Origin of the sequence: Consotaella aegiceratis, assembly GCF_036541425.1 — a bacterium.
Lineage (GTDB): Bacteria > Pseudomonadota > Alphaproteobacteria > Rhizobiales > Rhizobiaceae > Consotaella > Consotaella aegiceratis.
Genome location: NZ_JAZHFT010000007.1, coordinates 127,894 through 150,322, shown reverse-complemented (window position 1 = coordinate 150,322; position 22,429 = coordinate 127,894). Strand labels below are relative to the sequence as shown.

Genomic DNA, 22,429 nt, shown 5'->3' with positions numbered 1-22,429 from the left:
CACGGGATCGGACATCCGAACGCCTGCACTCAGCCCTTGGTGACGCCCTTCAGGCTGATGATGCCGGTCGGCAGCGGCTGGAACCCATGGATGTCCTTGGCCACCACGAACGGCCAGGGCTGGTGGTAGAGGTAGATGATCGGCAGTTCGTCCTGCAGGATCGCCTGCGCCTGGTCGTAGAGCGCCTTGCGCTTGTCGAAGTCGGGCTCCACCTTGGCGCCGTTCAGGAGCTCGTCGACCTTGTCGTTGCAGTAGCCGGCATAGTTCAGTCCGGCGCCGCAGGTGACGAACTGGTGCAGATTGCCGTCCGGATCGTAACGGCCGGACCAGCCGATCTGCACCACGTCGTAATCGCCCTCCTGGGTCGCCTGCAGCATCGAGGCGAACTCTGACGATTTCAGCGTCGCATCGAAGCCGGCCTCGGCGACCATCGCCTGGATCAGCTCGGCGGTCTGCTGGCCGGTGGTCGAGTTGGCGAAGATCAGCTCGAACGGCACGCGGTCGTAGCCCGCCTCCTTCAGCAGCGCCTTGGCCTTCTCGACGTCGCGGCCGGCGACCGGGAAGGCACCGTCGTGGAACGGGCTTTCCGGACCGAAGGGCTGCTGCGCCGGCTCGTAGGTGCCGGCACCGACCACCTCGTTGATCACGTCGCGGCCGATCGCCAGTTGCAGTGCCTGGCGCACCCGCTTGTCCTTGCCGAGCGGGCTGTCGGCGCGCGCGCCGTTGCCGACGTTCATGGTCAGGCCCTGATAGCCGACGCTGGTCACCAGCGCGAGCTGCAAGTCGGGATCGTCGCGGACTTCGGGAATGTCGGACGGCGCCAGCCGCTCCAGCATGTCGAGGTCGCCGGAACGCAGATTGGCCAGCCGCACCGTGGTGTCGGGGATCGGCATGAACACGACGCGGTCGAAATGATAGTCGTCGGCGTTGCGGTAGTCGGCGAACTTCTCCAGCACGATCTGGTAGTTCTGTTCGCGCTCGACGAACTTGAACGGGCCGGAGCATACCGGATTGAGGCTAAGGTCCCCTCCCTCCCCGAAAGCGGCCGGCGAGGCGATCATGCCGGCGCGGTTGGAAAGCTGCGGCAGCAGCGTCGGGTCGGGCTGCTTCAGCTTGATCTTGAAGGTCAGGTCGCCGACCACTTCGACGCTCGTCACCGACTGCAGCTCAGTCTTGCGCATACTCTCGTCGAGCGTCATCGCCCGGTCGAGATTGGCCTTCACCGCCTTGGCGTCGATCGGTGTTCCGTCATGGAACCTCATGTCCGGGTTGAGCGTCATGGTCAGTTCGGTGCTGTCGTCATTCCACGACCAGTCACTCGCAAGTTCCGGCTTGGCGACGAGATCCGGGCCGACGGCGACCAGGCTGTCGCAGAGCGATTCGAACACCACCTCGCCCACGAAGGTGCGCGACCGGGCCGGATCGAGGACGTCGACGTCGTCCTGCAGACCGATCCGCATTTCCTGTGCCAGCGCGTCGGAACTCGTCAGTGCCGCGGCCATCGCCGCGGCAACAATCGTTGCATGTCTCATGGCCTGCATCTCCTGATACGCCACACAGGCGTGGTTGAATGGAGCTCCCTCCGGGGCCACGCCGTCCGCTGCGTCGTCGGACGGTCCCAGTCGAATGTCCGCCCGTCGTCGGCTCAGCGGGCGATGGCGTAGGCCTGCATTAGGCGCGGGGTGGCGGCGGCGCGCATCAGCCCGTCATTCTCCCGCGCGACGGCCACCAGGCGCCCGATCGTCCACTCCGGAGCGACTTCCAGATCATGGCCTCTGCGACGCAAATCCTGAAGCACGGCGGAGCCGAAGCTCTCCTCGGCGATCAGGTGGCCTGGTCGCCGGTTGCGCGGATAAAACGAGCCTGGAAAGTGAGTGCTGTGACTCATCGGCAGATCGATGGCCTCCTGCAGATTCAGCTTGTGATGCACGGCGCGGAGGAACAGCAGCAGCTGCCACTGCTCCTGCTGGTCGCCGCCGGGCGAGCCGAACGCCATGTACGGCTCGCCGTCGCGCGTCGTCAGCGTCGGCGTCAACGTGGTGCGCGGCCGCTTGCCCGGCGCCAGAGAGGTCGGCAGGTCGGGCTCCAGCCAGAACATCTGGGCGCGCGAGTTGAGCATGAAGCCGAGCTCGGGGATCGCCGGCGAGGATTGCAGCCACCCGCCCGAAGGCATGGCCGCCATCATGTTGCCCCAACGGTCGACCGCGTCGACATGAACCGTGTCGCCGCGCCGCGCCGACTGCATGGCGGCCGTGGTCGGTTCGTTGGTCGCCCCCACCGCCTCCGTCGTCGACAAGCGGTCGAGAACGGCCATCATGCGATCCACCTGCGCCTCATATCCGGCCACGCGGCCGGGGCGAAGGTCGAAGGACGCCCGATCGGAGATCAGCTTGCGGCGCTTGTCGTTGTAAGCGTCCGACAACAGCGCTTCGACAGGCACATCGACGAAATTCGGATCACCGTAATAGGCCTCGCGATCGGCGAAGGCGAGCTTCATCGCCTCGGTGAGCAGATGGATGAACTCCGCCCCCGCCGCCTCGGTCGCGTCGAGGTCGAACCCCTTGAGCAGCGCCAGCGTCTGCAGGAACACAGGTCCCTGCCCCCAGGGCGCGATCTTGTTCACCGTCTGGCCGCCGTATTCGTAGGTCAAGGGCGCCTCGTAGCCGGCCTGCCAACCGGCCAGATCCTGAGCCGTGATGACACCCTTGTGGCGGCTGCCGCTCTCGTCCATGACCTCGGCGCGGCTGACGAAAGCATCGATCGCCTCGGCGACGAAGCCCTTGTAGAAGGCGGCCCGCGCAGCCTCGATCTGCGTCTCGCGATCCGAGCCGGCGGCTTCCGCCTCCTGGATGATCCGCGTCCAGGTCGCGGCCAGCGCCGGGTTCTTGAACAGCGACCAGGGCTCGGGCGCCGCGCCATTCGGCAGCAAGGCGGCGGCCGATGTCGGCCATTCGGTTTCGAAGAAGGTCTTCAGCCCGGCAATCGTGGCGGCGACGCGCGGCAGCACCGGATGGCCCTTCTCGGCATAGAAGATGGCCGGTTCGAGCACCTCGCGCACGCTCATCGTGCCGTGGTCGCGCAGGAGCAGCATCCAGGCGTCGAACGATCCGGGAATGACGGTCGCGAGCAGGCCGTTGCCGGGGATCAGCGTCAGCCCTTCCCGCGTATAGTGCTCGATGGTGGCGCCGGCCGGTGCCGGAGCCTGGCCGCAGATCACCTCCGTCTTTCCGGTCTTGGCCGAGTGGACGATGACCGGTGCGTCGCCGGCCGGCCCGACCAAATGCGGCTCCACCACCTGCAGCACGAACGCCGTCGCGATGCCCGCGTCGAAGGCATTGCCGCCGCGCTCCAGCATCGACATGCCGGCGGCGGTGCCCAGCCAATGGGTCGAGGCGACGGCGCCGAAAGTGCCGAGCAGTTCGGGACGAGTGGTGAACATGAAGTGCCTTTCGAGGTCGGATGGACGGAGAAGAAGTTGGCATGAGGTGACAGCGGCTTGTGCCAAACCATTCGAAAGCCTCCATCTCCGTCATCCTCGGGCTCCGTCCCGAGGATCCAGGCAGACGCTTTCAGGCTATCGATGGCGAGCCCGCCAATGTGAATTCAATGCGGGATCGGTCCCATTCTTTGCTGGATCCTCGGGACGGAGCCCGAGGATGACGATTGGTCGGTCTTGGGCGTCCGGACGAGCAATTCTGGCCTCCGCCCGAACTCGGGAAACTCACCCGTCCACCTCGCGCGGGTCCAGCGCATCGCGCAGACCGTCGCCGAGCAGGTTGAAGCCGAGCACCAGCAGGAAGATCGCGGCGCCGGGAAAGAGCGACATCCACGGCGCCTGGTTCATGAAGTTCTTCGCCGTGTTCAGCATCGATCCCCAGGACGGAGACGGCGGCTGCTGGCCGAGCCCGAGGAAGGACAGGCTCGCCTCGGCGATGATGGCGGTCGCTACCGTCAGCGTGCCCTGCACGATCAGGGGCGGCAGGATGTTCGGAAAGACATAGCGGATCAGGATCCAGCGGTTGGGCAGGCCGATGGCGCGCGCGCCCTCGACATAGTCCTCCGCCTTGACGCTCAACGCCTGGCCGCGCGCCAGCCGCGCGAAGATCGGCGTGCCGGACAGGCCGATCGCGATCATCGCATTGGTCAGGCTCGGGCCGAGGAAAGCGGCGAGCGCGATCGCCAGGATCAGGAACGGGATGGCCAGCATCGCATCGGCCACACGCGAGATCGCCATGTCGGTCCAGCCGCCGAAGAAGCCGGCCAGGATGCCGAAGGGCACGCCGATGATGACGGCGATCGCCACGGAGACCACGCCGGCCAGCAGCGAGGCCCGCGCGCCATAGGCCATGCGGCTCAGGATGTCGCGGCCGAGTTCGTCGGTGCCGAACCAATGCACCATCGACGGTGCCTTGCGGATCGCCGTAAAGCTGGTGGCGAGCGGATCGTAGGGGGCGATCAGCGGCGCCACGATCGCGACCAGCACGAAGAAGACCACGACCAACCCGCCGACGATCGCCGGCCGGTTGGACAGGAACTTCTTGAGCGCGCGGCTGCGCCGCGGTGTCAGCGCCTCTTCCGCGCCGTCGGCGGCCGCAATCTTGACCTCGGCCGGGGTGGCTTCGTGGTCGAGCACCTCCGGGCGCGGCCCGTGGTCCGACGACACGGTTTCCAGGGTCGTCGTGGCCATCAGGCTCCCCTCAGGCGCGGGTTGATCAGGATATAGAGGATGTCGGCCAGCAGGTTCATCAGGATGAAGCCGATCGCGGTGCACAGCACGATCCCCTGGACCACGGCATAGTCGCGGGTGAACACGGCATCGACGACGAGCTTGCCGAAGCCGGGAATGGTGAAAATCTGCTCCGTCAGCACGGCGCCGCCCAGCAACTCGCCGAAGAGCAAGGTGAGCAGCGTCACGATCGGCACCATCGCGTTGCGCAGCGCATGCTTGTAGACGACCTTGCCGTGGCGCAGCCCCTTGGCGCGCGCGGTGCGGATATAGTCGGACCGCAGCACACCGATCATCGCCGAGCGCGTATGGCGCATCAGCGTGGCGGCGAGCGCGGTGCCCAGCACGACGGCCGGCATCAGCATCGTCTTAAGCGACAGCCAGGGATCCTGGCTGAGCGGCACGTAACCGGAGGCCGGCAGCCAGCCAAGCCGGACGGACACGAGAAAGATCAGCAGAATCCCGAGCCAGAAGTTCGGAATGGAAAGGCCCGAAAGCGCCACGACATTGGCGACATAATCCGTGATCGTCCCCTTGCGCACCGCCGACAGGATACCGGCGGGAATGCCGATCAGCATCGCCACGATCATCGCCATCACGGCCAGTTGGATCGTCACCGGCAGCTTCTGGGTGATCAGCGTCAGCACTGGCACGTCGGTGCGCAGCGAGATGCCGAAATCGCCGTGCAGGACCTGCCAGACCCAGGCGCCATATTGGACGGGGATCGGATCGTTGAGGTGGTATTTCTCGCGCAGGAACTCGATCACCTGCGGATCGCGCTCCTCGCCGGCCATCACCAGCACGGGATCGCCCGGCAGCAGCTTCTGCAGCGAGAAGACCAGCATCGAGACGATGATGAGTGTGGGAATGGCAACGAGCAGCCGTCGCACGATCAGCTGGGCCATACGATCGCTTCCAGGTTGGAAGGAGCGGCCGTCATGGCCGCTCCCGGATGCCTTCCATTCGGCCTATTCTTCGACATTCATGCCCTTCAGACGGATCATGCCGTCCGGATAGGGAACGAAGCCGGTGACGTTCTTGGCCAGAACGAAGGGCCAGGGCTGGTAGTAGGTGTAGATCCAGGGCAGATCGTCCTGCAGGATGGTCTGCGCGTCGTCATAGAGCTTCTCGCGCTCGGCCTCGTCCGAGGTTTCCCGGGCCGCCTTCAGGTCTTCGTCGACCTTCTCGCTGCAATAGCCGCCATCGTTGAGATTGCCGCCGCAGGTCACGAAGGTGAAGATGTTGCCGTCCGGGTCGACACGCCCCGACCACCCCTGGATCGCGGCTTCGAACTTGCCTTCCTGAAGATCGGACTGGAGGGCCGCGAACTCCTGCGGCTGAAGGTTGATCTGGAATCCGGCCTCGGCCGCCATCGCCTGGATCAGCTCGGCCACCTGCTGGATCGTGGTGTTGTTGGCGAAGCCGAGCGTGAAGCTCGGATTCTCGACGCCTGCCTCCGCGAGAAGCGCCTTCGCCTTGTCGACGTCACGCTCGACCACGGGAAACTTGTCGCTGTGGTAGGGACTCGAGGGCGGGAACGGCTGCTGTGCCGGCGGATAGGTGCCGTTGCCGACCACCTCGTTGATGATGTCGCGGCCGATCGCATACTGGAACGCTTGGCGGACACGCTTGTCGGCGTTGATCGGCAGCTTTGCCGGCTCGCCGTTGTTGGTGTTGAACTGGATGCCCATGTAGCCGAGCCCGGTGACCGGGACGAGCGTCAGGTCGGCATCTTCCTTGACCGACGGAATGTCCGACGGCGCCACGCGCTCGATCATGTCGACGTCGCCGGACCGCAGATTGGCGAGCTTCACGGTGGCATCGGGGATCGGCAGGAAGGTCACCGCCGTAATGGGATACTCGTCCGCGTTCCAGTAGCCGTCGTACTTCTCCAGCTCGATGCGATCGTTCTGGACGCGATTGACGAACTTGTATGGACCCGAGCAGACCGGGTTCTGGGCGTAGTCCTTGTCGCCGGAGAAGGCGGCAGGCGCCAGCATCATGCCGGCCCGGTCGGACAGCGTCGCCAGCAGCGTCGCGTCCGGATGCTTCAGCTTGAAGGTGACCGTCAGCGGGTCGACGACTTCGAGATGGTCGACCGAGGACAATTCGCTTTTGCGATTGGAGTCGGGCAGCGTCATCGCGCGCTCGATATTGGCCTTCACCGCCTCGGCGTCGAACGTCGAGCCGTCGTGGAAGGTGACGCCGTCGCGCAGTTTGAAGGTGAGCTCGGTCTGATCGTCGTTATAGGACCATTCGGTGGCCAGCTGCGGCACGAACTTCAGGTCCGGCGAGATGTCGATGAGCTTGTCGCAAAGCGAGGTGAAGACGATGCGGCCGACGAAGGTGCGGGCCTTGTGCGGATCCAGCATGTCGGCGTCGTCCTGCAAGGCGATCCGCAGCGTCTGCGCCGAGGCCGTGCTGGCGGCCAGCAGTGCGGCGGCCAAAATTGTCAGTCTGGTCGTGTTCATTCCGGTTCCTTCTCCTGACATCAGGGGCTCGTGGTCATCGTCGGTCGCGCCTGGCGGGCGCGATAAAGCGAAAGGCGCTTGGCAAAGGCGTCGCTGGGCGGCGCCGGCGCGCGCGCGCTGCTGCCGGCGGCCTGGATCTCGCGCCAGAAGTGGCAGGCGACCGCGCGGCCTCCGGCTTCGGCCGGTTCGAGCGTCGGATGCTCCTGCGTGCAGATTTCCTTCGCGTGCGGGCAGCGCGTGTGGAACTTGCAGCCGGCCGGCGGCCTGGTCGGGCTCGGCACGTCGCCCTGCAGGGGCGCGCGCTCCTGCCGCGAGCGCGGGCTCGGCATCGGGATCGCGTCGAGCAGCGCCTGCGTATAGGGGTGCAGCGGCGCGTCGAACAGCGCGTCGGTCGGCGCCAGTTCCACGACCTCGCCGAGATACATCACCGCGACGCGGTCGCTCATGTGCCGGATCACCGCCAGATCGTGGGCGACGATCAGAAGCGTCAGATTGAGCCGTTCCTTGAGGTTCTCGAGCAGGTTGACGATCTGCGCCTGGATCGAGACGTCGAGCGCCGAGACCGGCTCGTCGCCGAGGATCAGCTTCGGCTCGCCCGCCAGCGCCCGCGCGATGCCGATACGCTGGCGCTGGCCGCCGGAGAACTCGTGCGGATAGCGCTCGGCCATGTCCGGCCGCAGCCCGACGGTGCCGAACAGCTCCAGCACCTTGTCGCGCCGCTCGGCTTTCGTGCCGAGCCCGTGCAGCCACATCGGCTCACCGACGATATCGGCCACGCTCATGCGCGGATTGAGCGAGGCGAACGGATCCTGGAACACGATCTGCAGCTCTCGCCGCAGCTTGCGCATCTCCGTGGCGGTCAGTCCGGCGAGGTTGCGGCCGCGATAGATCACGTCGCCCGAGGTCGGATCGAGCAGCCGGATCAAGAGACGGCCAAGGGTGGACTTGCCGCAGCCGGATTCGCCGACGATGGCAAACGTCTCGCCGTCCATCACCTTGATGGACACCCCGTTGACCGCATGCACCACCGGCGAGCGGGACAGGAGCTGACGTCGGCCGCCGAACTGCTTGACCAGCGCGTGGGTTTCGAGGATCGGAGCACCGACGGCCGACATCACGCCACCTCGGCAAAGCTGGCTTCGAGAGGCGCGAACCAGCAGGCGGCACGATGCTCGCCGCTCGCCCCCTCGATCGCCGCCAGAGGCGGCGCGGCCTCGGCGCACTTGCCTTGCGCGAATGGGCAGCGCGGCATGAAGCGGCAGGCCGACGGCATCCGCTCGATGGGCGGCACGGTGCCCCGGATCGTGGCAAGCTTGCCGGCGCGCCGGCCGAGCGACGGGATCGCGCCCATCAGCCCGATCGTATAGGGGTGCTGCGGATCGTCGAAGATCGCTTCCACCGAGCCCGTCTCGACGATGTGGCCGGCATACATCACTGCCACCTGATCGGCGATCTCGGCCACCACGCCGAGATCGTGCGTGATCATGATGACGGCGGTGCCCGTCTCCTCCTGAAGCGTCTTGATCAGCGCCAGGATCTGCGCCTGGATCGTCACGTCCAGCGCGGTCGTCGGCTCGTCCGCGATCAACAGCTTCGGCGCGTTGGCGAGCGCCATGGCGATCATCACGCGCTGGCGCATGCCGCCCGACAGCTGATGCGGGAAATCGGTGAGCCGCTTTTCCGGCGCCGGGATGCGCACCTTGCGCAGCATGTCGAGCGCAACGGCCCGAGCCTCCGAAGCCGAAACCTTGCGGTGGCGCCGCACCACCTCGGCCAACTGATTGCCGATGGTGAAGGCGGGATTGAGCGAGGTCATCGGCTCCTGAAAAATCATCGACAGGCGGCTGCCGCGCAAGTCCGCCTTCGCCTCGTCCGGCAGCACGAAGAGATCGCGCCCCTCGAACATCGCCACGCCGCTGGTGATCTCGGCCGGCGGCGACGGCAACAGCCCCATCAGCGCCAGCGCGGTGACACTCTTGCCGCAGCCGGACTCGCCCACGACACACAGCGTCTCTCCGGCATGAACCGTAAAGCCGACCCCTTCGACGAGGTTTTTTCCTGGGGCGAACCGGAGAGAGAAGTCCGTCAGGTCCAAGACGGGCTCGGTGTCGTGCGTCGCCAAACGGGGCATCCTCTAAACTCGGTGTCGTTGCCCGGCCTTCGCTGCCGATTTTCAGTAAAGCGCGTCGCAAGCATCGTGCCAATAGCTTCAGGCCGGATTCTCGACAAAAAAAGCGGATTCGGCAAAATTTGTGCACAAAACGGGCATAATGATCCCGTGATTGTATTCTTTATGGGCGCCTTTTCGCGCGAACTGCAGTGGTCGACATGTCGGAGGCCCGCTAGTATCTGCAGGGCAGATCCAATGCGCCCGGAGCCACGGCATGAAGCAGGACGTCAAACCGAAGGGGCAGCGCGCCGTCCGCAGCGAAACGATCGCCGAGAGCCTGGAGGAGGACATCGTCGGCGGCGCCCTGCCGGCCGGCGCCAAGCTCGATGAAACGGCCATCGCCGCGCGCTTCGGCGTGTCGCGCACACCCGTGCGCGAAGCCCTCCTGATGCTGGTCTCACGGTCGCTGGCCGAACGCCTGCCCTATCGCGGTGTCGTGGTCTGCGACTTGGGGCCGGACCGGATCGACCAGATGTTCGAGGCGATGGGCGAGATCGAGGGGCTGTGCGGACGCCTCGCGGCCGGCCGCATGACGACGATCGAACGCTCGCGGCTTCAGGAGCGGCACCGGACCATGGCGCCGCTTGCGGCCACGCTCGATTTCGCCGCCTACGAGCAGGCCAACACGGAGTTGCACGACCTCATCTACACCGGCACCCACAACGGCGATCTGATCGAGATCGCCAACGCCATGCGGCTGAAGCTCGCGCCGTTTCGCCGCTCGCAATTGCAGAATCACGAGCGCCTCGCCCAGTCGAACGCCGAGCACGGAGAGATCGTCGAGGCGATCCTGGAGCGCGACGCGATCCGCGCCGAGCGTGCTCTACGCCGCCATCTCCTGGGGTCGGCCAACGCCTTCCTGTCCGCCTATGCGGCACGGTCGGCGGCCGGCGAGCGGCCGGCTCGCACCGAGGGCGCCCCTCACAAACCGAATGAATGACTGAATGGCCGTCAGGCCGTAGCGGCGCCCGAGATCGGCGCCGCCACCCATGAGTGAAAAGGAAAAAACGATGCCGCGGTTGAAGATCGACGGATTCGTCCTGGCCCTGGTCGTCGTCGTCGCCGCGGCGATCATCTGGCCCGAACCGGGGCGAACCGGCGGTCTGCTCCATTGGGAATTGATCACCACCTATGGCGTGTGCATCGTCTTCTTCCTCTATGGCCTGACGCTGGCGCCCGAACGCATGCGCCAAGGGCTGACGCGCTGGAAGGCGCATCTGATGGTGGTGCTCACCACCTTCGTGATCTTCCCAGTCGTCGTTCTGGCCGCCGAGTCTCTCGGAACGTTCGGGCTTCCCGAAGCCGCCTCGATCGGCTTCTTCTATGTCGCCGCCCTGCCCTCCACCGTCTCCTCGTCGGTGGCGATGGTTTCGCTGGCCCGAGGCAACGTGCCCGTCGCGATCTTCAACGCGACGCTGTCCAGCCTGCTCGCAGTGTTCGTCACGCCGGCGCTGATGGCCTGGTATCTGAAGTCCAGCGGCGCGCCGGTGCCGCTTCTGCCGACAGTGATGAAGGTCGTCCTGCTCGTGCTTCTGCCGATCGTGCTGGGCCAGATCGCCCGGCATTGGCTGGCTGGCTGGGCCTCGCGCCGCGGGCGGATGATCAAGCTTGCCGATCGCGGGGTGATCCTGGCGATCGTCTACGGCGCCTTCTGCGATTCCGTTTCCGAAGGCCTGTTCAGCAGGACCGATCCGGCCACGCTCATCGAGATCGCCGCTCTGGCGATCCTGCTTTTCTTCATCGTCTTCGCGCTCACCGCATTGGGCTCGAAGCTTCTCGGCATGACGCGCGACGACACCATCGCGGTTCAGTTCTGCGGCTCGAAAAAATCGCTGGCGACCGGCGTCCCGCTCGCCCCCATCATCTTTGCCGGACGCAGCGACATCGGCCTGATCATCCTGCCGATCATGATGTTCCACTTCTTCCAATTGCTGATCGTCAGCGTCATCGCGGCCCGCTATGCACGCCAGGTCACGGACGAGGAGCCGGCGAAGGCCGCAAGGGTGTCCGGCAGCGCGGCCGAGTAGCTCGGCGCGGCTGGCCTCCCTCAGATGTAGCTCAGCGGTACGGCCGTGGTGAACTTCAACTCCTCCATGCTGATGAAGGAGGTGATGTCGGTGAAGTCGAGACGGCTGATGAGCTGCTTGTAGACGGCATCGTAGACCTCGACGCCGGGCACCACGAGGCGAAGCAGGTAGTCCATCTCTCCGGTGAGCCGGTAAGCTTCGACGATCTCGGGAATCGTGGCGATCGCCTGACGAAAACTCTCCAGCCATTCGATCGAATGGCGCGAGGTGCGCACGCCCACGAAGATCGTCATCGGCAGATTGGCCTGCTTGCGATCGACGAGGACGACGCGGCGGGCGATCAGGCCGCTATCCTCCATGTTCTTGATCCGGCGCCAGCACGCCGACACCGAAAGCGCCGCGACGTCGGCCAGTTCGGCCACGGACCGGGTAGCATCCTCCTGCAAGGCTTCGAGGATCTTGCGATCACGGTCATCGAGCATCGGGGCGCCTTTCGGTCAGGTGACGAGCTTCTTTGCCACATATGAGCGGAATGACGCGACCTCTTTCCGATTTCCAAGGCAATAACGGCAAATTCTCGCGCCTCTATCGGCAACGATGGCTGGATGGAGCGAGAGCGGCACCTCGGCTGATCGACCAGAGACCCTGGGCAAATCGGCAAGTCGCGGTACACTCGATGCACGACGGTTTGGGAGGGCGCGATGTCGAAACCTGGCGAACACGGCTCCGGCGACGCGACGGACGGTCGGAATTGGAAGATTCAGGCCGAGGCGTGGTGGCAAACCTCGATCATCGAGATGGAGCCCGGCATCATCCGCTATGCCGGCTATCCGGTCGAGGAATTGATCGGCCGGGTCAGCTTTCCGGGCATGATCTGGCTGATGCTTAAAGGAGACCTGCCGAGCGACGACCAGGCGGCCCTGCTCGGTCATGCCCTGGTGGCGGCGGTCGACCATGGTCCGCAAGCGCCCTCGATTGCCATCGCCCGGATGGCGGCGACCTGCGGCGTCGGCGTCAACAACGCCATGGCCTCAGCCATCAACGCGCTCGGCGACGTTCACGGCGGTGCCGGCGAGCAGGCGGTGACGCTCTATAGCCGCATCGCCGAGCGCGCCGGAGAGATCGGGGGTGAAACGGCGGTCGATGACGTGCTGGATTCACTGGCGACTGAAGGCACCCGTTATGTGCCGGGCTTCGGCCATCGCTTTCATCCGATCGACCCGCGAGCCCCCCGCCTTCTCGCCCTCACCGACGAGGCAGCCGCGCGCGGCGTCGTATCGGGACGCTTCGCAACCATCGGCCGCGCCGTGGAAGCGGCGCTGGAACGGCGCAAGGGACGACGGATCCCGATGAACATCGACGGAGCGACCGCCGTCATCTATGCCGAACTCGGCTTCGCGCCGCCGCTCTGCCGGGGCCTGTTCGTGCTGTCGCGCTCGGTGGGCATTCTCGCCCACGCCTGGGAGCAGATGCAGCAGCCCGACCGCAACAAGGGCCCCCTGCCCCGCGACGCGACCTGGACCTATACGGGCCATCCCACGCGCCATTGGCCGGAAGCCGGCACGAAATAGGGCCGGTCGCCGGAGCCGAGGTCTCTAAGATCAGCTGATCGCAACGAGATGGCCGTCGCCGACATCGTCCAACACAACACGCGGCGGCAGGTCGCCGATGGCGCGCACCGGGCTCGGAATTTCGTCGTCCAGCCGCTTGAAGGCCGGCCGCTTCGAGGCGGGGTCGGGGATCGGCACCGCCTCGATCAGCCGCTTCGTATAGGCGTGGCGCGGATCGGCGAACACCTGATCGCGTGTGCCGAACTCGACGATCTGTCCGAGATACATCACCGCCACCCGGTCGGAAATGTTCTCGACTACCGCCATGTCGTGCGAGATGAACAGGAAGGAGATGCCGAACTCCTGCTGCAACTCGCGCAGGAGGTCCAGCACGCGCGCCTGAACCGAGACGTCGAGCGCCGAGACGCTCTCGTCGGCGACGATCACCTTGGGCCGCAGTGCCAAGGCGCGCGCGATACAGATGCGCTGGCGCTGGCCGCCGGAGAATTCATGCGGATAGCGCTCCATGTCGTCCGCCGACAACCCGACCCGGCGAAACAGCGAGGCGACGCGCTCGCTCCGCTCCGCCTTGTCCGCAAGAGAGTGGATCACCATCGGCTCGGCCACCAGATCGCCCACCGTCATGCGCGGATCGAGCGAGGCGAACGGATCCTGAAAGATCATCTGGATATCGCGGCGCACGGCCTTGGTGCCACGGCGGTCCAGACCGCCGACATTGCGCCCCTCCAGGACGATGTCGCCCGCGTAGGGCACGAGGCCGGCCAGCGCCTTGGCGGTCGTCGACTTGCCGCAGCCGGATTCGCCCACCAGCGACAGCGTCTCGTGCGGCATGAGATCGAAGGAGATGCCTTCGACGGCGTGCACCCGGCGATTGACCCGGCCGAACACACCGCCGCGCAGATCGAAGCCAACCGTCAGGTTTTCGACGCTGAGAACGGCCTGATGCCGGCGCGGCGCAGTCGTTTCGCGGCGGCCGGCGCCCTGCCCGATGCGCGGCACGGCCGCCAGAAGTTCGCGGGTATAGTCGGCGCGCGGCCGCGCGAAGATGTCGGCCGCGGTCCCCTCCTCCACCATCCGGCCATGGCGCATGACGATGACGCGATCGGCCATTTCGGCGACCACGCCCATGTCGTGGGTAATCAGGATGATCGAGGTGCCGAACTGGCGTTTCAGATCGCGCAAGAGCTCCAGCACCTGGGCCTGCACCGTGACGTCGAGCGCCGTGGTCGGCTCGTCGGCGATCAGCACGTCCGGCTCCAGAGCCAGCGCCATGGCGATCATCACCCGCTGGCGCATGCCGCCGGACAGTTCGTGCGGATACTGCTTCAGGCGCCGCTCCGCCTCGGGAATGCGCACGGCTTCCAGCGCCGCGACAGCACGGCGCCGCGCTTCGCCGGCGCCGACCGTACGATGCGCCCGGATCGCCTCGGTCAACTGCCGGCCGATAGTCAAAACCGGGTTGAGCGAGGTCATCGGCTCCTGGAAGATCATTGCGATGCGGTCGCCGCGCACCCGCCGCATGGCGCCTTCGTCGAGCCCGGCGAGATCACGACCGCCGAGCCGGATCGCTCCGGCGCCGATCCAGGCGGCCGGCTTCGGCAGAAGCCCCATGATGGCGAGCGAGGTCATCGACTTGCCCGAACCCGATTCGCCCGCGATGCAAAGCGTCTCGCCGCGCTTCAGATCGAAGCTGAGATCGGAAACGACCGCCCGCGGCCCCGTCTCGCCGCCGACCATGACCGTCAGGCCCTCGACGGCAAGCACCGGATCGTCGGGGGCCGGCACACCGACTTGGTCTTGCATGTGGGCAACGATCTGCGTCACGGCCGAACGGGGCGCCGCTCACCCCCCTCTGCCCGGCAGGGCAGAGGGGGGTGAGCGCAATGAAGGGCCATACCGACACTCAGCCTCATTCGAACACGCAGCGCGGGAAGTAGAACGAGACCACCCAGTTCGGCATGTCGACGATCTCGGAAATCCTGAGATCGCCGCAGACCGAGACGAGCATATAGGCGTCCACCGGATCGAGCTGATAGCGCCCGGCCAGAAGATCGACCATCTGGGCCACGGCTGCCTTCGCCCCCGCCATCAGGTCGGGACCGACGCCGGTCGTCACCTCGTAGCCCTTGGCGTCGAGATGGCGCGTCACCGGTCCCGATGTGGTGAAGCGCGGCATGGCAAGATTGGCCTGCTTGACCAGATCGAAGGTCAGGACCGTGTTCATCGGGCTTTCGATCGCCGTGCCGCAGACCTCGCCGTCGCCCTGGGCGGCGTGCGTATCGCCGACGGAGAAGAGCGCTCCCGCCACCTCGACCGGTAGATAGAGCACGGTGCCGGCCGCCAGATCGCGGATGTCGAGATTGCCGCCGACGCGCCGCGGCGGCACGACGGAATGCAGCCCCGGCTCGGCCGGCGCGCAGCCGATGGTGCCGGCAAAGGGCTTCAACGGCACCTTGCCGGTCTTGCCGAACAAAGCCGGCTCCAGGCTCTCCGGATCGTATTTCCAGATGTTGATCGCCGGGTCGGGGAAATCGTCGGCAAGCAGCCCGAAGCCCGGAATGTTCGCCGTCCAGCCGAAGCCGGACGGCTTGAACGCCTCGATCGTCACCTTCAGCGCATCGCCCGGCTCGGCGCCGTCGATATAGATCGGCCCGGTCACCGGATTGATCTTGCCGAAATCGACGGTCTTGACGTCCTCGACGGTCGATGCCGGCGAGAACTGGCCGCCCGAGGAATCCAGACACTCGAACTCGATGGTGGAGCCCGGCGCCACGCGCTCCACCGGCGAAAACGAGTTGTCCCAGCCGAAATGGTGATGCCGGCTGTGGATCGTATAGTCGCAGTTACTGCACATCGGTCGCGTACACATAGTCGTAGTTGATCGGGATATGGACGGGATCGACATAGAGGTTGTCGGCGCCGCCCATGCGCGTCGACTTCATGGTGAAGCGCTGCTCGTTGAAGATGGGCACCCACGGCGCGTCGGCCATGACCTTGTCGTAGATGTCGCTCCACATCTTGCTGCGCTCGTCCTGGCGCGCCGGATCGACGATCGAGTCGGCTTCCGCCGCCTCCTTGTCGAGGTCTTCGTTGCAGTACCACGACCAGTTCCAGCCGCCCGGCGTCGCGCCGGCGCAGCCGAGGATCGGGCCGTAGAAGTTCGATGGATCGGGGAAGTCGGCGATCCACGCCATGCCGCCCGACCAGATCATCGGCGCCTGGTCCTCCACGCCGCCGGCCGCGATGACGTTGGCCTGGGCCAGCGCCTTGATGTCCGCCTTGATGCCGATCTTCGACAGATCCTGCTGGATCGCCTGGGCGATGCGCGGGTTCGGATCGGTGTTCATGACGTAGAGTTCGGTTTCGAAGCCGTCCGGAAAACCCGCGTCGGCCAGCATCTGCTTGGCCTGATCGGGATCGTAGGCGTAACCCTCGAAATCCTTGTGGTAGCCGGGCATCGAGGGCGGCAGCGGCTGGTTCGCCGGCACCGCGCGACCGTTGATGATCTGGACGATGCGATCCTTGTCGATCGCCATGTTGACGGCCTTGCGCACCTCCAGCTTGTCGAACGGCTCCATCTTGACGTTCATGGTGACGTAGCCGGTCTGGAGCTGGCCGCCTTCGACGACGCGGGCCTTCTGCTCGGGATCGTTCATCACTTCCTGGAACTTGGCCGGCGGAATGCCGTCGCCCGGAATGTCGACCTCGCCGTTCTGCAGCCGCAGCAGGGCGACGATCGGCTCCTGGCCGATCTGGAAAGTGATCTGGTCGAGATAAGGCACGCCGTCGCGCCAGTAGTCGGCGTTCTTCTCGAAGACGAGCTGCTGGCCGATGGTCCAGTCGGCGAGCTTGAATGCGCCGGTCCCGACCGGATGGTGGCCGAAGTCCGCGCCGTATTCTTCGACCGCTTCCTGCGGCACGATGGAGGCGAAGTTCAGCGCCATCACGTGCAGGAAGGTCGCATCCGGGCGAGACAGCTCGATCTTGACCGTCGAGGGGTCGACGACGGTGACGCCCGACAGGCTGTCGGCCTCGCCGCTCGCCATCTCGTCGTAGCCCTTGATCGAGCCGAAGAAGCCGGCCCCGGGGCTCTGGGTCTCCGGATTGGTGGCGCGATCGAGCGAATACTTCACATCGTCGGCGGTCAGTTGGCGGCCGTTGTGGAACGTCACGCCCTTGCGCAGATGGAAGGTGAAGGTCTGCCCGTCCTCGGAGATCTCGTAGCTCTCGGCCAGCGCCGGACGCAGCGTGGTCGTGCCGGGAACGTAGTCCATCAGCGCGTCGAACAGGCTCTTGATCATCGACCAGTTCTGCCAGTCGTAGCCGATCGCCGGATCGAGGGTCGCCACGTCGTCCTTGTAGGTGACGATGATGGAGCCGCCCTCCTGGGCGTTCGGATCGGGCTGGTATTCGTCGCCCTGGTTCGGCGCGGCGGCCGTCTGCGCCAGTGCCGGCTGCGCGAGCAGCGCGAAGGCGATCGCCGAGGCGGCGGCGGTCGAGGCGAGGATGGATTTCATCGCGACTGTCCTTTCCCTGTTGTCATTGGAATTTGATGCGGGGGTCGATGAAGGGGGCGACGAGATCGGCCACGAGGTTGCCGATGACGATGGCGCAGGCCGAGACCAGCGTGACGCCCATGATGATCGGAATGTCGACGCGCTGGATGGCCTGCCAGGCGAGCTGGCCGATGCCGGGCCAACCGAACACGCTCTCAACCACCACGATGCCCGACATGAACAGGCCGATGTCGATGCCGATCATGGCGATGACAGGCAGGATGGCGTTCGGCAGGGCGTGGCGGAGAAGTACGGTCAGCCGCGGCAGCCCCTTGGCGCGCGCGGTGCGGATGAAATCCTGGCGCAGCACGTCGATCATCGAGGAGCGCATCATCCGCGAGTACCAGCCGGCGCCGAGGATCCCGAGGGCGAGCGAGGGCAGGACGAGATGCGAAAACGTGCCGTAGCCGCCGATCGGAAACCAGTGGAGCCGCACGGCGAAGACGTAGAGGAGAAGCAGACCGGTGACGAACTGCGGCGCCGAGACGCCGACGAAGGAGCCGACCATCAGCGCCTGGTCCGTCGCCGTGCCGCGCTTGAGCGCAGCCACGAGGCCCATGGTGAGGCCGAGCGCCAATTCGCAAACGATGGCGCCGACCATTAGGAGCAGCGTTGCCGGCAGCCGCGCGGCGATCAGTTCGGAGACCTCCGAGCGCTGCAGATAGGAGCGGCCGAGATCACCCTGGACGAGATTGATGAGATAGCGCCAGTACTGGATCAGGAAGGGCTGATCGAGACCGAGCTGGCGGCGGATGTTTTCCACCGTCTGTGCGGTGGCGCTGCGCCCGGCGATCTGCCGCACCGGATCGGCCGGCAGCAGATAGAGCAGCGCGAAGGTGATGATCGAGACGCCGAAGAGGATCAGGATCGCCTGGAGCAGACGGCGCAGAAGATAGCCAACCATTGCTAGCTCCTCCCGCGCTGGGTCGGATCGAGGATGTCGCGCAGCGCGTCGCCGACCAGGTTGAAGGCAAGCGCCAGGGCCAGGATCGCCGCACCGGGGAAGAACACCAGCCAGGGCGCGGCCTGAAAATAGGTCTGGTTCTCGAAAATGATGTTGCCCCAGGAGGGCGTCGGCGGCTGCACGCCCACGCCGAGATAGGAGAGCGTCGCTTCCAGGAGCACCGTCGTCGAGATGCCGAGCGTGCCCCAGACGATCACCATCGGCAGGAGATGCGGCAGGATGTGCCTGAACAGGATGCGGCCGGCGCCGGCGCCGAGCGAGCGCTCCGCCTCGATGAACTCGCGTTCGGCCAGTGCCCGCGTCTCGGTGTAGATGACGCGCGCCGTCTGCACCCAGTTCACCAGCGCGATGACCAGCGCAACGATCCACAGGCTTGGCGTGAAGACTGCTGCCAAGCAGATCGCCAGCAGCAGCGCCGGAAACGCCATCATCAGATCGGTGAAGCGCATCAGCACGCTGCCGAGCACACCGCGGAAGAAGCCGGCGAGCACGCCGACGAGAGTGCCGATCACCAGCGCGACGCCGTTCGCCACGATGCCGATGATCAGCGAGGTGCGCGCACCGTAGAGGATGCGGGTCAGAAGATCGCGGCCGAGCAGATCGGTGCCAAGCCAGAACTCGGCATTGGGCGGCAACGGCGAGCCTTCAATGGTGAGGCCCTCGAACAGTTGCTCGTCCGGCGTATAGGGCGTCAGCCAAGGGGCGAGCAAAGCGCCGAGCACCGCAAGGCCGATCACAGCAAGGCCGATGACCGCCAAGGGCCGGCGGACTAGCTTGCCGCCGACGCCGCGAGGGCGCGGTGCGCTGGCGACCGGCAGGGCCGGCTCAAGCACGGTCGATTCGCTCACGCGGCCCTCCCGTCTGCAGGGCGACGACGCGTTGGGCCGCCTCCTCCATCGTCACGCGCCAGCCCATGGCCAGGCCGCGAAGCTGCTCGAAGGCCTGATCCTCGTTTCCGGCGGCACGCGCCAGCGCCACAACGGCGCGCACGATCGTCTGGCGCTCGGTGACGCGCTCCTTCAGCGCAGCCACTTCGCGGGCGAGCATCTGCCGCGCTTCGAAGCCCTGTCGCGCGATCAGCAGCGCGCTGTAGATGCCGGAATTGCCGACGGGCTTGGCGAGATGGGCGTCGGCCCGGTGCGACAGCGCCCATTCGATGCGGCCGGGCGCCTCCGAGCCGATCAGCGCAATCAGCGGCATCGGTGCTTCGCCCGGCTTCCAAGGAAACTGCTCGTCGAAACCGAGATCGACGTCGAAGAAAACGAAATCGGCGGCCAGAGCGTGCGCCGGCAGCTCCGGCCAGCAGTTTTCCGCCACCAGGCCGATGGCGGCGAGCTGGCGTGCCAGCGTCTGCACGGTGGTGTGCGGCCGGTGCAGGATCACGGCGCGGGCGCCGCCCAGATGCGGGATGCGGGGCCGGCGCTTCATGATACCACCCTCAGATGCGGGCGGCGGAAGACCGCCGTCGGGTCGTAGCGCGACAGGAACGGGTCGGGCGCGATCGTCTCACCGACGGCCTCCCGGATGTCGAAGCCGCCCGCCCTGATGCGGCCGATCTTGACCGGCAGGTGGCTGTGCTGGGTGTGGGCATCGATCTCGACCGACCCCATGGGCGTCGCGAAGGGCCGTGCCGCTGCGATCGCCATCACCGCCCTTGGCTCGTCCGTGCCGGCGGCCGCGATCGTTTCCGCCAGGATCGTCACCGCGTTGTAGGCGGCGGCGAAGAACGAGGACGGCGCGTCGGACGCATCGGAGCCGTCGGCCGGAGACGCGCGGAAATAGGGACCGACCGAATAGTGCCCCTCGCCCGCCGCACCGATCGCCGGCAATTCGGCCTCGGTCAGATTGCAGCTGACGATCGGTCGGCGCGCCGGCACGAACTCTGGATCCTCGCGGCCGAGCGCCGCATACGCCTGGACGAAGGCGTAGGAGGACGGGCCGATCAGGTTGTTGAGAATGAAGTTCGGCCGGGTCGCCCGGATCTCTTCCACCAGACGCTCGATGTCCGTGTCGCCGATCGGCAGATAGCGCTCGCCGAAGACGTCGCCGCCGGCGTCGGTGATCAGTTCGCGCGCCAGCCTGTTCGTTTCCCAGCCCCAGATATAATTGGAGCCGACGAGGAAGGCGTTGGCGCCAAAACGCGGGATGATATGGGCGAGCAGCGGCACCACGTGCTGGTTCGGGCAGGCATGGGTGTAGACCACGTGCTCGTTGGCCTCGAACCCCTCATAGGGGCACGGATACCAGAGCAGCCCGCCGTGACGCTCCAGCACCGGGATCACCTCCTTGCGGCTCCACGACGTCGTGCAGCCGATCACGTGGCGCGCCGACGTCGTCTTCAGGATGTCGGCGCACAGCGTGGCATAGGCGTCTGCACGCCCCATCGGATCGCGCTCGACCGCGACGAGTTCCAGGCCCGAGCGGGCCTCGGCGTTGACGGCCGCGACGGCCGCCAAGGCGCCTTGCCGACCCTCCTCGGCGAGGAGCTCGTAGCCGCCGGAGCGGGAAAACAGGATGCCGATGGAAATTTGCTTCACGCGGATGCCCAAATGAAAAAGCCCCACAGCTCGCGCCGGAAAGCGGGAGATCTGCGGGGCTCGAATGCCGTCCGGCGACAGGGCCGGTATGTCTCATCTAGCGTATCCGAGGCACCCGGCGTGTCAAGCCAGTCTGCCTAAAGATTTTGCGCGCCTGCCAAATAGGCTTTCAGGCCACGGCTTGGAGCTGAGCCAATGCCATGGCTCGAGCCTGCGACAGTTCGGCGGCACGACAGCCCTTGTCCGAGCATCAGCGCCGACTATCGTGCGCAGCAAACAGAACGATGGGAGACCGGCTGGATCGGTCTCAGAAGGAAGAGGCATCATGACGACGATATTCGGCCGGTCCGACGCGGCGCTGCGCGAGCGCATCGGGTCCCTGTCCCAGGTGGTCCGCGTCGACAGCTTCATCGAGGCGGAAGGACCGGCGCGCGGCGCCCGTCGGCTGAGGCTGGTCAACGGCGGCGGGATAGAGCTGGAAGTCCATCCCGATCGGGCGCTCGATCTCGGCCAGATGACGGTCGGCGGCATCCCGCTCGCCTGGACCTCGCCGGTCGGCCCGACGGCGCCGCAGTTCTACGAGCCCGAGGGCGAAAACTGGCTGCGCACCTTCTCCGGCGGCCTGCTGATGACCTGCGGCTTGGACAGCTTCGGCCCGCCGAGCGAGGACGCCGGCCGACAATTCGGCCTGCATGGCCGCATCGGCGCCCAGCCCGCACGCATCACCCGGCTGGAAGCGACAGCCGAGGGCGTCGTCGTCGAAGGCGAGATCCGGCAGGTCGCGGTCTTCGGCGAGAATCTGCTGCTCAAGCGACGAATCAGTTCCGAGGCGGGCTCCGACACGGTGACGGTCTCCGATACCGTGACCAACGAGGGCTTCGATCCCGCCCCGCACATGATCCTCTATCACGTCAATCTGGGCTGGCCGCTGCTCGACGAGACGACCGTTCTCGACGTGCCGTCCCTCACCCGCCACCCCCGCAATCAGGACGCCGCCGATGGTCTGGCCGTCTGGAACGAGTTGGCCGGACCCACCGCCGGTTGGCGCGAGCACGTCTTCCGGCACGAGTTCGAGCCGGAACAGCCCGTGACGGTCGGGGTCAGGAATCCCGCCGTCGGCGTCGAATTCTCGCTCGGCTTCGACACCGCCAAGCTACCCTACCTCTACCAGTGGAAGATGATCGGCCAGGGGCACTACGTCCTCGGCGTCGAGCCCTCGAACTGCGGCAGCATCGACGGACGCGCGGCGACGCGCGCGGCCGGCAAGCTGCCCATGCTGGAGCCCGGTGCGAGCGCCAGCTACGAGGTCTCCTTCACCGCCCGGCGCGTCTGAGGCTCGCCGTGGGGCCGGGCGCCCAACCGGGCCGCCGGCCCCGTCCGGCCAAAACCACGCGGGGGGGGTTGCCG

The 22,429-nt window shown here is 66.3% G+C and carries 19 protein-coding genes; 4 read left to right on the top strand and 15 right to left on the bottom strand.

All coding sequences use genetic code 11. The annotated features are described in order from the left end of the window. Positions 1-29: 29 nt before the first annotated feature. From SMD10_RS07580 to SMD10_RS07550, 7 genes are all read right to left on the bottom strand, one after another. A complete protein-coding gene (locus tag SMD10_RS07580) occupies positions 30-1,532 on the bottom strand; it encodes an ABC transporter substrate-binding protein (RefSeq protein ID WP_331685064.1) in 1,503 nt (500 codons plus the stop codon). 113 nt (positions 1,533-1,645) lie between these two features. Then, complete coding sequence (locus SMD10_RS07575) at positions 1,646-3,439, bottom strand: gamma-glutamyltransferase family protein (protein ID WP_331685063.1); 1,794 nt, start codon at positions 3,437-3,439, stop codon at positions 1,646-1,648. A 282-nt stretch (positions 3,440-3,721) separates the two neighbouring features. Further along, the gene (locus SMD10_RS07570) at positions 3,722-4,597 is read right to left on the bottom strand and encodes an ABC transporter permease (protein ID WP_432757205.1); all 876 of its coding nucleotides are present in this window, start codon (positions 4,595-4,597) and stop codon (positions 3,722-3,724) included. 89 nt (positions 4,598-4,686) lie between these two features. After that, positions 4,687-5,631: an ABC transporter permease gene (locus tag SMD10_RS07565; protein ID WP_331685061.1), complete on the bottom strand. Its 945-nt coding sequence runs from the start codon at positions 5,629-5,631 to the stop codon at positions 4,687-4,689. 63 nt (positions 5,632-5,694) lie between these two features. After that, on the bottom strand, positions 5,695-7,197 hold the full coding sequence (locus tag SMD10_RS07560) for an ABC transporter substrate-binding protein (protein WP_331685060.1): 1,503 nt from the start codon (positions 7,195-7,197) through the stop codon (positions 5,695-5,697). A gap of 20 nt (positions 7,198-7,217) precedes the next feature. After that, positions 7,218-8,312: an ABC transporter ATP-binding protein gene (locus SMD10_RS07555; protein ID WP_331685059.1), complete on the bottom strand. Its 1,095-nt coding sequence runs from the start codon at positions 8,310-8,312 to the stop codon at positions 7,218-7,220. After that, complete coding sequence (locus SMD10_RS07550; RefSeq protein ID WP_432757199.1) at positions 8,312-9,328, bottom strand: ABC transporter ATP-binding protein; 1,017 nt, start codon at positions 9,326-9,328, stop codon at positions 8,312-8,314. Before SMD10_RS07550 ends, SMD10_RS07555 begins: the two co-directional genes overlap by 1 nt. A gap of 253 nt (positions 9,329-9,581) precedes the next feature. Between SMD10_RS07550 and SMD10_RS07545 the strand changes: the two genes are divergently transcribed. Continuing rightward, a complete protein-coding gene (locus tag SMD10_RS07545) occupies positions 9,582-10,307 on the top strand; it encodes a GntR family transcriptional regulator (RefSeq protein ID WP_331685057.1) in 726 nt (241 codons plus the stop codon). A gap of 70 nt (positions 10,308-10,377) precedes the next feature. Continuing rightward, a complete protein-coding gene (locus SMD10_RS07540; RefSeq protein ID WP_331685056.1) occupies positions 10,378-11,394 on the top strand; it encodes a bile acid:sodium symporter family protein in 1,017 nt (338 codons plus the stop codon). Between the two features lie 20 nt (positions 11,395-11,414). Here the strand turns inward: SMD10_RS07540 and SMD10_RS07535 are convergent, their stop codons facing one another. Beyond that, positions 11,415-11,876 carry an Lrp/AsnC family transcriptional regulator gene (locus tag SMD10_RS07535; protein ID WP_331685055.1) on the bottom strand — a complete coding sequence of 154 codons (462 nt, stop codon included), beginning with the start codon at positions 11,874-11,876 and terminating at the stop codon, positions 11,415-11,417. Between the two features lie 219 nt (positions 11,877-12,095). Here SMD10_RS07535 and SMD10_RS07530 point away from each other — a divergent pair, with 219 nt between their 5' ends. Continuing rightward, a complete protein-coding gene (locus tag SMD10_RS07530; protein WP_331685054.1) occupies positions 12,096-12,965 on the top strand; it encodes a citryl-CoA lyase in 870 nt (289 codons plus the stop codon). 30 nt (positions 12,966-12,995) lie between these two features. Here the strand turns inward: SMD10_RS07530 and SMD10_RS07525 are convergent, their stop codons facing one another. The 7 genes from SMD10_RS07525 to SMD10_RS07495 form a co-directional block, all read right to left on the bottom strand. Next, a complete protein-coding gene (locus SMD10_RS07525; RefSeq protein ID WP_331685053.1) occupies positions 12,996-14,768 on the bottom strand; it encodes an ABC transporter ATP-binding protein in 1,773 nt (590 codons plus the stop codon). A 106-nt stretch (positions 14,769-14,874) separates the two neighbouring features. Further along, positions 14,875-15,819, bottom strand: a complete 945-nt coding sequence (locus SMD10_RS07520) for an acetamidase/formamidase family protein (protein WP_331685052.1) — start codon at positions 15,817-15,819, stop codon at positions 14,875-14,877. Then, complete coding sequence (locus SMD10_RS07515) at positions 15,809-17,482, bottom strand: ABC transporter substrate-binding protein (protein WP_331685051.1); 1,674 nt, start codon at positions 17,480-17,482, stop codon at positions 15,809-15,811. The genes SMD10_RS07520 and SMD10_RS07515 overlap by 11 nt, the downstream gene beginning before the upstream one ends. Positions 17,483-17,504: 22 nt before the next feature. Beyond that, positions 17,505-18,425, bottom strand: a complete 921-nt coding sequence (locus tag SMD10_RS07510; RefSeq protein WP_331685050.1) for an ABC transporter permease — start codon at positions 18,423-18,425, stop codon at positions 17,505-17,507. Positions 18,426-18,427: 2 nt separating this feature from the next. After that, positions 18,428-19,303 (bottom strand): ABC transporter permease, encoded by an 876-nt coding sequence (locus tag SMD10_RS07505; protein WP_432757204.1) that lies wholly within the window; start codon positions 19,301-19,303, stop codon positions 18,428-18,430. 7 nt (positions 19,304-19,310) lie between these two features. Further along, the gene (locus SMD10_RS07500) at positions 19,311-19,913 is read right to left on the bottom strand and encodes an ANTAR domain-containing response regulator (protein WP_331685049.1); all 603 of its coding nucleotides are present in this window, start codon (positions 19,911-19,913) and stop codon (positions 19,311-19,313) included. After that, positions 19,910-21,022 (bottom strand): transporter substrate-binding protein, encoded by a 1,113-nt coding sequence (locus tag SMD10_RS07495; RefSeq protein ID WP_331685048.1) that lies wholly within the window; start codon positions 21,020-21,022, stop codon positions 19,910-19,912. The genes SMD10_RS07500 and SMD10_RS07495 overlap by 4 nt, the downstream gene beginning before the upstream one ends. A gap of 325 nt (positions 21,023-21,347) precedes the next feature. On the opposite strand from SMD10_RS07495, the gene SMD10_RS07490 reads away from it, so the two are divergent. Further along, positions 21,348-22,355, top strand: a complete 1,008-nt coding sequence (locus SMD10_RS07490; protein ID WP_331685047.1) for an aldose 1-epimerase family protein — start codon at positions 21,348-21,350, stop codon at positions 22,353-22,355. Positions 22,356-22,429: the final 74 nt, after the last annotated feature.